At 61.7% G+C, this 14,143-nt stretch carries 14 protein-coding genes; 5 read left to right on the top strand and 9 right to left on the bottom strand.

Annotated features, from left to right (window positions below; translation table 11 throughout):
• Window positions 1-55: 55 nt before the first annotated feature.
• From feoB to GGQ85_RS08615, 7 genes are all read right to left on the bottom strand, one after another.
• Window positions 56-1,936 carry a ferrous iron transporter B gene (gene feoB / locus GGQ85_RS08645; RefSeq protein ID WP_309774147.1) on the bottom strand — a complete coding sequence of 627 codons (1,881 nt, stop codon included), beginning with the start codon at window positions 1,934-1,936 and terminating at the stop codon, window positions 56-58.
• A complete protein-coding gene (locus GGQ85_RS08640; protein WP_374708861.1) occupies window positions 1,933-2,241 on the bottom strand; it encodes a FeoA family protein in 309 nt (102 codons plus the stop codon). Before GGQ85_RS08640 ends, feoB begins: the two co-directional genes overlap by 4 nt.
• Window positions 2,242-2,338: 97 nt before the next feature.
• Window positions 2,339-3,196, bottom strand: a complete 858-nt coding sequence (locus GGQ85_RS08635; protein WP_309774146.1) for a shikimate dehydrogenase — start codon at window positions 3,194-3,196, stop codon at window positions 2,339-2,341.
• Window positions 3,197-3,422: 226 nt separating this feature from the next.
• Entirely contained in the window at window positions 3,423-5,498 is a 2,076-nt protein-coding gene (locus tag GGQ85_RS08630; RefSeq protein WP_309774145.1) for an elongation factor G, read from the bottom strand.
• 173 nt (window positions 5,499-5,671) lie between these two features.
• Entirely contained in the window at window positions 5,672-6,154 is a 483-nt protein-coding gene (locus GGQ85_RS08625) for a DUF992 domain-containing protein (protein WP_079445883.1), read from the bottom strand.
• 184 nt (window positions 6,155-6,338) lie between these two features.
• Window positions 6,339-6,896, bottom strand: coding sequence for a DUF992 domain-containing protein (locus GGQ85_RS08620; protein ID WP_309774144.1), 558 nt, complete (start codon window positions 6,894-6,896; stop codon window positions 6,339-6,341).
• A gap of 196 nt (window positions 6,897-7,092) precedes the next feature.
• Window positions 7,093-8,295, bottom strand: coding sequence for a pyridoxal phosphate-dependent aminotransferase (locus GGQ85_RS08615; RefSeq protein WP_079445918.1), 1,203 nt, complete (start codon window positions 8,293-8,295; stop codon window positions 7,093-7,095).
• A 190-nt stretch (window positions 8,296-8,485) separates the two neighbouring features.
• Between GGQ85_RS08615 and GGQ85_RS08610 the strand changes: the two genes are divergently transcribed.
• From GGQ85_RS08610 to GGQ85_RS08590, 5 genes are all read left to right on the top strand, one after another.
• Window positions 8,486-9,712 (top strand): glycosyltransferase family 87 protein, encoded by a 1,227-nt coding sequence (locus GGQ85_RS08610; protein WP_309774143.1) that lies wholly within the window; start codon window positions 8,486-8,488, stop codon window positions 9,710-9,712.
• Window positions 9,699-10,688, top strand: a complete 990-nt coding sequence (locus tag GGQ85_RS08605; protein WP_374708860.1) for a glycosyltransferase — start codon at window positions 9,699-9,701, stop codon at window positions 10,686-10,688. Before GGQ85_RS08610 ends, GGQ85_RS08605 begins: the two co-directional genes overlap by 14 nt.
• A 171-nt stretch (window positions 10,689-10,859) precedes the next feature.
• Window positions 10,860-11,510: a glutathione S-transferase family protein gene (locus GGQ85_RS08600; protein ID WP_309774141.1), complete on the top strand. Its 651-nt coding sequence runs from the start codon at window positions 10,860-10,862 to the stop codon at window positions 11,508-11,510.
• Window positions 11,511-11,657: 147 nt separating this feature from the next.
• Window positions 11,658-11,837, top strand: coding sequence for a hypothetical protein (locus tag GGQ85_RS08595; RefSeq protein ID WP_079445879.1), 180 nt, complete (start codon window positions 11,658-11,660; stop codon window positions 11,835-11,837).
• A gap of 95 nt (window positions 11,838-11,932) precedes the next feature.
• Entirely contained in the window at window positions 11,933-13,081 is a 1,149-nt protein-coding gene (locus GGQ85_RS08590; RefSeq protein WP_309774140.1) for a PQQ-dependent sugar dehydrogenase, read from the top strand.
• Between the two features lie 92 nt (window positions 13,082-13,173).
• Here GGQ85_RS08590 and GGQ85_RS08585 read toward each other — a convergent pair whose 3' ends face one another.
• The gene (locus GGQ85_RS08585) at window positions 13,174-13,728 is read right to left on the bottom strand and encodes a hypothetical protein (RefSeq protein WP_309774139.1); all 555 of its coding nucleotides are present in this window, start codon (window positions 13,726-13,728) and stop codon (window positions 13,174-13,176) included.
• A gap of 208 nt (window positions 13,729-13,936) precedes the next feature.
• Window positions 13,937-14,143 carry a DUF4170 domain-containing protein gene (locus GGQ85_RS08580; RefSeq protein ID WP_011509641.1) on the bottom strand — a complete coding sequence of 69 codons (207 nt, stop codon included), beginning with the start codon at window positions 14,141-14,143 and terminating at the stop codon, window positions 13,937-13,939.

The following is a 14,143-nucleotide window of genomic DNA, read 5'->3' as shown; positions in this document are numbered from 1 at the left end:
GGCGCCAGCCCTTCGCAGCCTGCCAAAAACGACGAAGGCGCCGCCGGACCGGCGGTCAGCGCCAACCTAACGCCAGCGAGATGCGGTAGGTGACGAACGCCGCCAGATAAGCCATCGACAGCATGTAGAAGAATGTGATCATCACCCAGCGCCACCCGCCGGTCTCGCGCTTGATAACGGCGAGCGTTGAGGCGCATTGCGGCGCAAAGACATACCAGGCGAGGAACGCCAGCGCGGTCGCGAGACTCCATTTCCCGGCCAGCATGTGACCGATCTGTTCCGCCGCCTCGTTGCCTCCTTCAATCGCATAGACGGTGCCAAGCGAAGCCACCGCCACCTCGCGCGCAGCCATGCCGGGAATAAGCGCAACGCTGATCTGCCAGTTGAACCCGATCGGCGCGAGCACAGGTTCGATCCAGCGGCCGATCATGGCTGCAAGGCTGAAATCGATCGCAGGCTCGGTGGCGCCAGCCGGCGGACGGGGGAACGACGCCAGGAACCAGATCAGAACCATCATGGAAAAAATCGTGGTGCCGGCGCGCTTCAGAAATGCCATCGCGCGCTGGTAGAGATTCATCAGCACGCTGCGCAGTTGCGGCAACTTGTAATCCGGCAGTTCCAGCATGAAGGGCGGCGTCGCGCTGTCACGCCAGAAGAAGTGGTTGGCCACGAATGACACCGCGAGCGCGCTGAATATCCCCACCGCATAGAGCCCGAACATCACGAGCCCCTGCAATCCGAGAATGCCGAGCACCGGCCGGTTTGGCACGAACGCCGCGATGATCAGCGTATAAACCGGGATGCGCGCCGAGCAGGTCATCAGCGGCGCGACCATGATAGTGGTCAGCCTGTCGCGCTTGTTATCGATCACCCGCGTCGCCATGATCCCCGGGATCGCACAGGCGAAGCTCGACAACAGCGGGATAAAAGCGCGGCCGTGCAGTCCGGCGCCACCCATGATGCGGTCCATCAAGAACGCCGCACGCGCCATGTAGCCGAGGTCTTCAAGAAGCAGAATAAACAGAAACAGAATGAGGATTTGTGGCAGGAACACGATGACGCTGCCGACGCCGGAGATGATGCCGTTCTGGATGAAACTCTGCAGCAATCCTTCCGGCAGCACAGTCGCTGAAAGGGCGCCAAGCGCATCGAAGCCGCCGGAGATCAGTTCCATCGCCGGTTGGGCCCAGGCGAATACGGCCTGAAACACCACGAACAGAAGCAGGAGCAGCGCGATCATGCCCCACACCGGATGCAGCAGCACTGCGTCCACGCGCGTGGTCCATGTATCGGGCTTAGCCGGCTCGCTGACCGCGGCGCCGATCACGCGATCAGCCTCGCGCTGCGCCGCGCGAAGATCTGATACGCCCGGCGTAGTCCAGTCGCTCCCGACGATGGCACCTGCCGGCTTGCCGGCGATGTCGTCAATCCTGTGCAGGAGATCGTCAATGCCGCCTCGCCGCACGGCGGTCGATGTGACGACCGGCACCTCAAGCTCGGCGGAAAGCTTGTCGAGATCAATGCCGACGCCGCGACGCCGCGCGATGTCGATCATGTTCAGCACCAGAAGCATCGGCCGGTGAACACGCTTCAATTCGATCACCAGGCGCAACGCCACACGAAGATTGGTAGCGTCGGCGACGCAGAGCAAAAAGTCCGGCGGGCTTTCGCTCGCAAGCTTGCCGAGAATGACGTCGCGGGTAATGTCCTCGTCCGGGCTGCGGCCCCGCAATGAATAAGTTCCCGGCAGGTCGATCAGATCGACCCGGTGGCCGGATGCCGTGCGCAAAACCCCGGACTTCCGCTCCACGGTGACGCCGGCGTAGTTAGCCACCTTCTGGCGGCTGCCGGTGAGCGCATTGAACAAAGCGGTCTTGCCGCTGTTCGGCGTCCCAACCAGAGCGATACGCCAGTCATTCACATCGATTGCGGTCATGCGATGGTTTTCGCTAGCCCGCCGACCATGACCGCCATGGCTTCGCGCCGGCGCAGCGCGATCGTCGTACCGTTAACCCGAACCGCTATCGGATCCCGGCCAATCGGCCCTTCATGCAGGATCTGAACCGACGCGCCCTCGACGATGCCAAATTCAAGAAGACGCCTCTCGATCTCCATTGCAGACACCCCCAGGTGGTCGCCGTCGACCATAATGGCGGTTACCCGCCCGCGAAAGCCGCGCCGAGCGAGGCCGAGCGGCGTGGTTTCCATAGCTTCAGGGATGCTGGGATCGAGATTGGACATGACGTTCGCTTTGGATCAAGCGCTCCCGGGGGTCAAGACAAAGAGAGGCGATTGCGGCAAAATGGAACAATTGAAAATACCGGGCCAATCGTAAACCTCAAGTCGCGGGATGAGGGATCCGGAGATCGGCCTCGACCAGCGCGCGTAAATCCTGCGTCACCACGGGACGTTCTCCGAACCACAGCTCGAATCCGCGTACGGCCTGATGCAGCAGCATCCCGAGACCGTCTGCGGTCCTGAGACCCCGCGCCCTCGCCGCAGCCAGCAATGGCGTTTCCAGAGGAACATAGACCAGATCGGCGACCACCGCATCCCGCGACAGCAGCGGCAGCTCGATGTCCAGTGGCGGCTGCCCGTTCATGCCGAGCGAAGTTGTATTCACGAGCAGACCGGTGCGCGGCAGCACGTCGCCAAGCGTGTTCCAAGCCGCTGGCATAACCGTGGGTCCGAATTGATCCGCAAGCACTTGCGCCCTTTCCATCGTACGGTTGACGAGATGGATGCGCTTGATCCCGCGTTCGATCAGACCGAACACCACGGCCCGCGACGACCCGCCGGCGCCAAGCACCAGCGCATCCCCGATGCGATCCCAGCCCGGCGCGACGGCATCCAGATTGCCGATGAAACCCTCGACGTCCGTATTGGTGGACCGCAGGATGGCGCCATCATAATAGAGGGTGTTGGCTGCGCCGACAGCTCTCGCGCGCTCGTCTGGCTCCGTCAATTGCAACGCCCGCTCCTTGTGCGGGATTGTGACATTGGCGCCCACGAAGCCGTGCGTCGAAAGATGCATGACGAATTCCGCGAATCCTTCGGGCGGAATCGCTTCAATGCTGTAGCCGCCCGTTATGCCGTGCACGCGCAGCCAATAGTGATGGATCAGCGGCGAGCGCGAATGCGCCGCGGGCCATCCGATCAGGCAGGCGGCCCGGCCTGTTGTCCCGGCTGTCATCATGCATCCCGTCGTGTGACGCGCCGACCATCAGGCGGCACCCGATGAAATCATGCAAGCTGACGCGCCTGTCAATGCCGCCGGTGCGGTCGCCGTGCAGCCGCACCGCAGACCGTGATCTGGCTCATAGCGCAGGCGTCCGCATCGGCCGCAACGGCGGGCTGACGCCCATGGTCAGGAGCATCAACGCACGCCCGGCGAACCTCCAACCGTAGGATCAGCTCCGACCCTAAGCCGCCACCCGACGCGCGGCGATGATCTGGTCGGCGGTCCGGCCGGTGACTTCGGCCATGCGATCGAACTGCCGGGTAAAACTGCCCGCTCCCGCCGTCGCCGACCTCAGTTCGACGATGAGATCGCCGATCTCGGCTTCCGGCATCGTGGCGCGCACGCAGTCCCAGCCGGCCCAACTCTCGCGACTGTCGAAACCAAGAATCTGGCCGCGGCGTGCCGACAGGATAGCGTTGACCTTCGCGGTCGCATCGCTCGGGCAAACAATCTCGACCACATCAATCGGCTCCAGCAGCACCGGCTGGCATTTCGGCAAGGCTTCGGCTATCCCGATGCGGGCGGCGGTGCGGAACGCCTGATCCGAGGAGTCGACGCTGTGGTAGGATCCATCGGTCAGCGTCACCTGCACGTCAATCACCGGAAAGCCAAGGGGACCGCGGGCGAGTCCGTCCACCACGCCGTCCTCGACTGCGCCGATATAATTGCGCGGCACCGCGCCGCCGACAATCTTGTCAATAAAGACGAAGCCCGCGCCGCGTGACAGGGGTTGAACCTCCAGCACCACGTCGCCGAACTGGCCATGCCCTCCGGACTGCTTCTTATGGCGTCCCCGCTGGCTGACAGGCTTGCGGATCGTTTCCCGATAGCTGATCGCGGGCGGATGCGAATCCACATTGACCCCGAAGCGACCGTGCAGCCGTTCGAGCGCAACGCGTAGATGCATCTCGCCTTGTCCCCACAGCACGGTGTCGTGAGTCTGCGCGTTGTGAACGACGGCGAGCGAGGGGTCTTCCTCGTTGAGCTTGATGAGAGCCTGTCCGAGTTTGACGTCGTCCTTGCGGTCGCGGGCGGCAAGCGCCCTCGCAAGCACAGGCGCGGACGGCGCGATGCTGACCAGTGAGGGTGGCGCGATCCGGGCGGTCGTTAACGTATCGCCGGTCTTGACGGCCTCGAGCTTGCCCAACGCCACCACCTCACCCGCGCACGCCGATGCGCGCTTGGTCTCCTGCGCGCCGGTGGCTGCGAGAATGCCGGAGATTTTTCCTGCTTCGCCTGACGACGCATGCACCGTCGTGGCATCGTCGAAGCGACCTGTCAGCACCCGCGCCAGCGACAGCTTGCCGCCGTGCTGGAGGTGCATGGTCTTGAACACGTAGGCCAGCGCCTCCTCGCTATCAGCCACGCCCATGCGCTTCGCCGTCTCGCTAATGCCAGGCGCTTCGTGGCGCAGCGCTTTCATCAACCGCCACACGCCGTTCTCGCGCGCAGCCGAGCCGAGCAATACAGGGCAAATCTGGCCATCGCGCAGCTCACGAGCAAGATCGTCGAACACTGCATCCCGCGGCGGCGCAATATCCTCGAGCAGTTGCTCCATCAGCGCGTCGTCGTGATCGGCGAGTGTCTCCAGCATCGAGAACCGCGCTTCCTTCTCGCGGTCGAGATCGCCGACGTCCAGTTGGACAACTTCGGAAGCCATATGCTCGCGGTAGACGAAGGCGCGCTCCAGCGCGAGATCGACAAATCCGGCGATCAAATCGCCGTTCCAGATCGGGATCTGCCGTAGCAACAGCGGAGTCCGCGACGCCGGCTGCAACATTGCCAAGGTTTGGCGAACGCCCTTGTTCGCCTTGTCGATCTTGTTGAGGAACAGAAAACGGGGAATGCCCAAATCTTCCAGTTCGCGCAGGATAATCTGCAACTGCGGCAACTTGCGCTCGTCCGCCTCGCACACGACCACCGCCGCATCGACCGCGGGAATTGCAGCGCGCATGTCGTGTGCAAATTCGATCGAACCCGGACAATCAATAAAAGTATAGGTTTCGCCCATGAAGCAGGTGTTAGCTGGAGTGAGTCCGACTCCCATTTTGTGCTGGCGAGCTTCGTCGCTGGCGTCGCCGACGCTGGTTCCCTGATCGACGCTGCCTGCTTTGGGGATTGCGCCCGTTCGGGCAAGGATGGATTCGAGAAGTGTGGTTTTACCGCTCTGGAACGGGCCCACCAGCGCAATGCACCGGGGACCCGACGTTTGAGTGCCTTGAGGTCCCCCTTGGGGACTTCTGAGGTCTTGTCCCATTGCCGCCTCCTGGTCTGGAAGTCGGCCCATGATTGGGTCGGCGATAGCCGATGCTCCTCCCGCAGACGGAATTTGGCAAGCAGGAAAACACGTCGGGACATCCGCGCCGACGGTTCAGCCAACGCGCAGCCCGGCTCAATGGGGGCGAAACGCCGAACGGCGGCGGAAGCCTGTTAGCGGCCCGGACGCAATTCCAGCGCAGCGAGACCCGCCGCCACGTTGAGGCCGACCTGACCCTGCACGCTGAGCGGTTGCAGCGCGATCGAATTGGCGGAGCCGCCGATCAGAACGTTGCCGCCGAGGCCAACGCCGACCGAAGCGCTGCCCTGTGCGCCCGCGTAGTTACCCGAGAGATCGCCAGGCCCGAGCCGCGCCACCGGAGCGTAAACGCCCCAGGCCAGCGCCGATTCCTGGGTAATACCGAGATCGACCCCAACCTTGCGGATCGTAGCCACATAACGGTCTTCCGGCAGGCCGTCGGCGTGAAACACGCAGCCAAGATGGGTAACGGAGCCGACGACAAACCCAACGCTCGCTCCGCCGCGGCATTCGAGAACGCCGACCTTGACAGGTTGCCGGGGCTGCTGCGCAACGGCGCCCGCATACAACGCGATCAGCGCCGCCGCCGCGCCCGCCAGAGCTGGAAAACCCCGCATGGCAAAACTCCGGATGAATTTGGTGGTGTGATGCAAAAACGGCCACTTTAATGAGTTGCGAAACGTGCTTTTTTATCGCACCTGCCTGCCGCTCACCAGACGCGCCCCGCCGTCATGAACGCCTCAACCATAAGCCATAAAAGTGAGGCCCGCTTTCGCGGGCCCCAATGGTCGTCCGATCCGATCAGTGATGATGGTGGTGGTGGTGGTGATGATGATGATGATGGTGGTGCCGATGCCGCCTGTAGCGTGGCGCCGGACGCAGATCCACCGGGCGCAGATCAACATCGACGATGCCAGCCACGGCGCTAAGGCCGGTCTGGCCCTGCAGGCTCAGCGGCTGCAGCGAGATCGAATTGTTGGAACCGCCGGCCAGCAGGTTCGCGCCGATCCCAACTCCGACCGTCGCGTTAGCGCCGACCCCGCCGAAGTGACCGGCAAGTGCTCCGCGGCCCAGCCGACCACCCGGCGCGTGGACCATCCATGCCAAACCGGTCTGCTGAGTGATGCCAAGGTCAAGACCAAAGCGCTGAATGCGCGCGATATATGGTTCAGGCGGCGCTCCGCTGTTGCTGCGGAAGACGCATTGCAGCTCGGTTGTCGAACCAACGACATAGCTCACGTTCTGGCCGCCCGCACATTCGAGGACACCGGCCTGGACGGTATTATATTGAGCATGGGCGCTCGCAACTGACGCGACGAGCGTCACGGCGGCCACGGCGAGAAGTCTCGGGAAGTTCATGAATAATCTCCGCTTGGAATCGGGAAAGGGGAAAGGCGTGGAATCGGTAAAGGTGTGGGACATGATGGAATCGCCGTGTCCAAAACAAGGCAATCGCCACATTGCGGCATCAACATGCCGGCACGTTGCTAAAACTTAATGAACATCAGGACAAAGCCACTCCAGAGTTGGGCAGGTATTGCTGCCGCGAAGGCGATCAGCGCAGATTACCGCAGAACTGCTGGATGCGCTTGCAGGCCTCTTCGAGATCCGCCGTTTTAGTCGCATAAGAGATACGGAAGGCCGGTCCTAAGCCGAACGCGGACCCCTGCACCACCGCAACTCCCTCGGCCTCCAGCAACTCGGTGACAAAATCCTCATCCGTCTCGAGCTTCCTGCCCGACGGCGTGGTCTTGCCGATGGCGCCGGCGCAGGACGGATAGACGTAGAACGCGCCTTCCGGCCGTGGGCAATCAATGCCCTTGGCCTGATTCAGCATCGCCACCACGAGGTCGCGACGCTCCTTGAATATCTTGTTATTCGCTTCGATAAACCCTTGCGGGCCGCTCAGGGCTTCCACCGCCGCCCATTGCGAGACGGATGACGGGTTGGATGTCGATTGCGACTGGATCGTTGCCATCGCCTTGACGAGTTGCGCGGGACCGCCGGCATAGCCGATGCGCCAGCCGGTCATGCAGTAGGCTTTCGACACCCCGTTCACCGTCAGGGTGCGATCGAACAGTTTTGGCTCGACCTGCGCCGGCGTGGTGAATTCGAAGTCGTCGTAGATCAGATGCTCGTACATATCGTCGGTCATCACCCAGACGTGCGGGTGCTTCACCAGCACATCGGTCAGCGCCTTCAATTCGGCCCGCGTGTAGGCCGCGCCGGTCGGGTTCGATGGCGAATTGAGGATGATCCACTTGGTCTTCGGCGTGATCGCTCTTTCCAGCGCCTGGGGCTGCAACTTGAACCCGAACTCCGCCGTGCAAACCACGGGCACGGGCTCGCCTCCCGCCAACGCCACCATTTCGGGATAGCTGACCCAGTAAGGCGCAGGGATGACGACCTCATCACCCGGATTGATGGTCGCCATCAGCGCGTTGTAGAGTACCTGCTTGCCGCCGGTGCCGACAATGATCTGGTTCGGCTTGTAGGTCAGCTCGTTCTCGCGTTGAAACTTGGCGATAATCGCCTGCTTCAGTTCGGGGATACCATCGACCGCTGTATACTTGGTCTTGCCCGCCTCGATGGCATGAACCGCGGCAAGTTTGATATTGGCCGGTGTATCGAAATCCGGCTCACCCGCGCCGAGACCGATCACATTCCGCCCCTCCGCTTTGAGCCGACGTGCTTTATCCGTGACCGCGATGGTCGCGGACGGTTTCACACGGTCGAGCGCGGCGGACAGGAACGACATCGTCATCTCCTAGCAAGCGTGGTCGGTCACCATTTCCACGCTATTTCAGTGATTGGGATCGCTAACACATTAGTGTGCGTTACGTTGCACCGCAAGAACAATGCTGACCGGTGCACATCGGATAGGTTTCAGAGAACCTTAAATACCAACGATTAGTGTCCGCCGGACCTCCGTACGCGGCGATTGGGACATGACCCGTTTTTGGCAAAAGATTCGAACCGGACAATGGCTGACTGCGGAGCGTCTGCAGGGCTACAGCATCATTTTGCTGGTTCTCTGCGCCATCGCGATCGTTGTGTGGGTCGCGGCGTCGGACGGGCTCATCGACCGGCGCGGCCAGCCGATCGGAACGGACTTCTCCAACGTCTACGCCGCTGGCGCCTTGGCTTGGCAGGGGTTAGCGCCTGACGCCTACGATCCCGGGCTGCAGCATGCCGCCGAGCAGGCCATCTTCGGCGGCCGGCCGGTGCCCTTCTACGGATGGCATTATCCGCCGTTTTTCTTTGCCATCGCGATGGCCGCCGCCGCCTTTCCTTACGGTTGGGGTCTGCTGTTATGGCTGGTGACCAGTCTGGCCGGCTACCTCGTGACGGTCTGCGCCATCGTCCGGCGTCCCGGGACCTGGCTGCCGGCGCTGGCTTTTCCGGCCGTCTTCATCAATATCGGCCACGGGCAGAACGCATTTTTCACCGCAACGCTTATCGGCGGCGCGCTGGTGCTACTCGATCGCCGACCGTGGGTTTCAGGCATCCTGATCGGTCTGCTGATCTACAAGCCACAGTTTGGCGTGCTGATCCCCATTGCATTGCTTGCCGGCGGGCGCTGGACGACCTTTGCCGCGGCGGCTCTCACCGCATCGGCACTCGCGGTCGCCAGCTTCGCGATATCCGGGGTCGAAATCTGGCACGCCTTCGCGGTATCGACGACGTTTACGCGAACGGTGATCCTGGAACAGGGCGCCACCGGCTGGCACAAAATCCAATCGCTGTTTTCAGCGGTCAGGATGTGGGGCGGCGGAATCCATCTTGCCTATGCAGCTCAGGCAATGCTGGCCGCCGCGCTCGCAATCAGCATTGCGTGGCTATGGCGCTCGCGAGCTTCGTATGATCTGAAAGCCGCCGCACTCTGCACCGCATCGCTGCTCGTCACGCCATATGTACTGGACTACGATCTCGTCGTTCTCGGCATTGCGATCGCGTTTCTCGCCCGTCACGGCCTGGCGCACGGTTTCATATCCTACGAACTTTCGCTGCTGGCGCTGGCGTGGATCATGCCGCTTCTTACACGCACCATTGCCGGCGCGAGCGGTCTCCCCCTTGGCCTCATCGTAATGATGATGCTCTACGTCGTCATCCTGCGCCGGGCGGCGATGGAAGCCGGCGTTATCTTCAGGAGTGATGTCCTTGCCAAGGCTTGACCGGATCCGCGACGAAATCGACGGCATGTTCGCGCAGAGCAGCATGGTACGTAACCGAACGATCGCCGTGCTTCTCCCTTGCTACAATGAGGAAGTCACCATCGGCGGTGTGGTCCGCGGATTCCTTCGCGCGCTGCCCGGCGCCAGGGTCTACGTCTACGACAACAATTCCACTGACGGCACCTACGACGCAGCGCTCGCGGCCGGCGCTGTCGTTCGCCGCGAACTGCTGCAGGGCAAGGGCAATGTCGTCCGCCGCATGCTGGCGGATATCGACGCCGACATCTACGTTCTGGCGGATGGCGATGGCACCTATAAACCGGACGCCGCCGGCGCGCTGATCGAGGCGCTTGTCGTGCGCAACCTCGACATGATGATCGGAACCCGTAACGGCGACGACAAGGCTTTTCCGTCAGGCCATCGGTTTGGCAACCTCTTCTTCAATCGCGTCATGGCGCACATGTTTGGTGACGGCTTCACCGACATTCTCTCGGGTTATCGAGTTCTCTCCCGCCGCTTCGCCAAATCATTTCCGGTGTCGTCGGCAGGCTTTGAGATCGAGGTCGAGCTCTCGGTCCATGCCCTCGACCTGAAGATCGCGACCGGCGAAATGGCACTGCCTTACGGTACACGCCCCGATGGATCGACCAGCAAGCTGCGCACCTATCGCGATGGCCTGCGCATCCTGCTGATGCTTCTTAAGCTGTACAAAGAAACGCAGCCGCTACGATTCTTCGGTGCTGCAGGCACTATGCTTCTGCTCGTTTGTCTTGGGCTCGGCGCCCCGCTCATCGCGACCTATCTGGAAACCGGCCTTGTACCCCGAATACCAACTGCGGTACTCGCTGCGGCGATTGCCCAGCTTGGATTCCTCAGCCTGGCAATCGGACTCGTGCTTGATGCCGTCGCGCGAGGTCGCCGTGAAGCCAAACGGATGCGCTATCTCGATCTTGACGCAGTTGCGAACAAACCTTGATGCTGATCGGGTCGTTGATCGCGCAATAAAATCTTCCGCACGGACTTGCGGCAGTTCAATTTTACTTTTCCAAATGGCAAGACCTTGCGGCGAGTGGCCTGCGACCACTATTCTTCCACTGCGTTGCAGGCGAGCATGCCGGGCGCTCCGGCGATCAGGCGAAGCTCCGTAATGTACAAGCTCTATTCAATGCAGCGCTCGGGAAACAGCTACAAGGTTCGCCTCGCGCTGACTTTCCTTGACGTGCCTTATCATGCCATCGAAATCGATATCCTGCGTGGCGAAAGCCGCACGCCGAATTTTCTCGCCAAGAACCCGAGCGGACAGGTACCGTTACTGGAGGTGGCAGAAGGGCGTTACCTCGCCGAGTCCAATGCCATCTTGTGGTATGTCTCGATCGGAACCGCATTGGCTCCGAATTCGCCGATCGAGCGTGCCGAAGCACTGCAGTGGATGTTCTTCGAACAGCACGCGCTGGAGCCCAACATTGGCGCCGCGTATTTCTGGCTGTCGCTGGTCAAGGGAGGCCGCGAGTTGCAGACTCACGCGCTGGAAGACTGGATGGAGCGCGGCTATGCGGCCCTCCAGGTCATGGAAAACCATCTCAGAACCAATGACTTTTTCGCTGCCGGGCAGCTGACCATCGCCGACATTGCACTTTATGCCTATACCCATGTCGCCGACCAATGCGACTTCGACCTCACGACGTTCCCGTCGATCCGCGCCTGGTTGCGGCGGGTTGAACAGCAACCCGGCTTTGTAACCATGGACGGCAGCGCGACTTTCTCGGACGATGCCGCAGTCGGAATCGCAAGGGCCTGATCCGTGCGTCCGACATCGGGGTAAAAACCGGCTTCGATATCGCAAGGCGGGAACCTCTTCGCCTCATTCAATTTGCCCCAATCCTGCCCGCGCTTGGTGAAAGATTGTCCAGGCTGGTGATTCGCCAGTGCTTGTGGAGATCCGACAATGATGCGGTCGCGAGGTTCGAGCGGATGGTTTGGAGGGCGCTTCGCACCCGTCGCATCCTCGCGTCTGACAAATGCTGTTGCGGCTTCACTGGCAATCGCTGCTTTTGCAGTCGTCCTTTCGGTCGCCTTCGCGATGATGTCGATCAAGGTCGCGATGGCTATGCCAATCGGCATCTGAACCGCACTCCTTGCAATGTACATTGGTTCCTCACAATTTTGTGACGGCTAACCATGTCTCTCCGTGTGACCATCGCTCGCCGCCAGGAGCGTTCGATGAAAAGACCAATCGTGCGGGTTACGGCCATTCTGGGCGCGGCCACCGTCCTCGCGGCTTTCTTCGCCACTAACGCGCGCAGCGAAAGCAAATCGTTCCGGTCGTCAGCCGGACCGATCGAGGTCTCAACCATTGCCCGCGGCCTTGTCCATCCTTGGGGGCTCGCCTTGCTGCCGGACGGGCGGATACTGGTCACGGAACGGCCCGGGCGCTTTCGCATCGTCAGCCGCGACGGTGATCTGTCGCCGCCGCTCAAGAACGTGCCTGAAGTTTGGGCCTCCGGTCAGGGCGGGCTGCTGGACGTTGTGCTGGACAAGTCGTTCGCGGGCAACAAGACCCTCTATTTCTGTTTCGCAGAACGGGCAGAAGGCGGCGGGCGAACCGCCGTTGCACGCGCCACATTAGGTGAGGATCGGCTTCAAGACGTCGAGATCATCTTCCGGCAGGAGGGCCCGCTGTCGTCGGGCAATCACTATGGCTGCCGCATCGCGCAAGCTGACGACGGCAACCTTTTCGTGACGCTTGGCGAGCATTTCAACCATCGCGACGAGGCGCAAAATCTGGCGAACCACCTCGGCAAAGTGATCCGCATCGCGCCCGATGGCTCGGTGCCGGCGGACAATCCGTTCGTCGGACGCGCAGACGCCAAGCCGGAAATCTGGAGCTACGGCCACCGTAACGAACAGGGGCTCGCCATCAACCCGGCGACCGGCGACCTTTGGGAGGTCGAGCACGGCCCGCGCGGCGGCGACGAGGTCAACATCGTCGGCAAGGGCAAAAACTACGGCTGGCCGGTGATCGGCTACGGCATCGACTACGATGGCGCGAAAATCCATGCCAGCACCGCGAAGGAAGGCATGGAGCAGCCCGTGAAATATTGGGTGCCTTCGATCTCGCCATCCGGCATGGCCTTCTATACCGGCACGCTGTTTCCGTCGTGGAAAGGAAGCCTTTTCACCGGCGCGCTGTCTGGCAAGATGCTGGTGCGGCTCTCGCTCAGTGGCAATGAGGTGACTGGCGAGGAACGCCTGCTGGAAGACCTCAACGAGCGCATCCGCGACATACGCCAGGGGCCGGACGGCGCGTTGTGGCTTTTGACCGATAGCACTGCCGGACGCCTCTTGCGGGTGTCGCCGGCCGGGAAATGACTCTAGATTATTAATTTTGACGCGTTTCCTTCACGCGAACCGGATTTCACTTCGCTCGAAACGCTCTAACACCGCGAGCGCCGTGCCTCGCGTCACGGAGTCCTGAGCGCTGCGAATAGCGCGAAGCCGAACAGCACGATGACACCGGCTATAAATCCGAACGCGAATGTCCAAAGCCCGCGGGGCGGCTTTTTCACCTCCGCTTGCTCCCACAGCGGCGGCACCGATATCGCACGCTCGCGTTCGATCATGCGGCGAGCGACATAATCCGTCACAGCTTTGACGATCGCGGCCGAGTCATGAGATTCCGCGAGTACAATCCGGCCGTGCCGGGTATCCTGGACGAAACGGTACATGCGTTTATCGCGTCCCATCAGGACGTGGGCTACAATGTCGATCCACAGCCGCGGCGTGTCTCCCTTGCTGAGGCCCCGATCGAATAGATCGATCTGATCCGGCACTTGCGCGAACAGCGGATCGAGCGCCTCGTTCAAGATCTCAAGCCGCGCCATTTCCGCGTCGCGCAGATCAACGACGACGCCGGTGCGATCCGCGGCCTCGATCCGAGCCTGCCACAGTGCCTCGCGCAGCCGCAGCGGCTTCGCCGTTTCCGCCACACTCCTTCCAATGTTCGGTCCGTCCGACATCGGTCGCCTTTCCCGCAGATACTGCCGCCTTTTTAACCTGACGGTAACCATGTAACTTAGCAGGCACTCCGTTTCAGACAAAGCCCGTTTAGTTCCAAAGGCTTAGGCGGCCACGATCCGCCTTCTGAACGAACAAGCGGCCCTGCCCGATATGCCGGGCAGGGCCGTTGTTCCCTTGGACGCTTCTTCTTCTACGATAGATGCAACATCAGCTCGCCATGCGATTCGGCTCTTCCACGATGGAGAACCGCACGCCGGCGCGGTGACGGTTTTCCTCAGACACGACCCTCCAGGCGTCCTCCGCTTCCTTCCGCGTTTTGAACGGTCCTTGCACTTGAGCCGAACCTTCCACCAGCTTGTGGAAGTTCATGGAACCAAATTCGCCGCCAATCACCCAGAAATTGCTGCCGGTCAT

This window comes from Nitrobacter vulgaris (assembly GCF_031453995.1).
In the GTDB taxonomy this organism is placed as follows: domain Bacteria; phylum Pseudomonadota; class Alphaproteobacteria; order Rhizobiales; family Xanthobacteraceae; genus Nitrobacter; species Nitrobacter vulgaris.
This window is presented reverse-complemented; position numbering and strand designations above follow the sequence as displayed.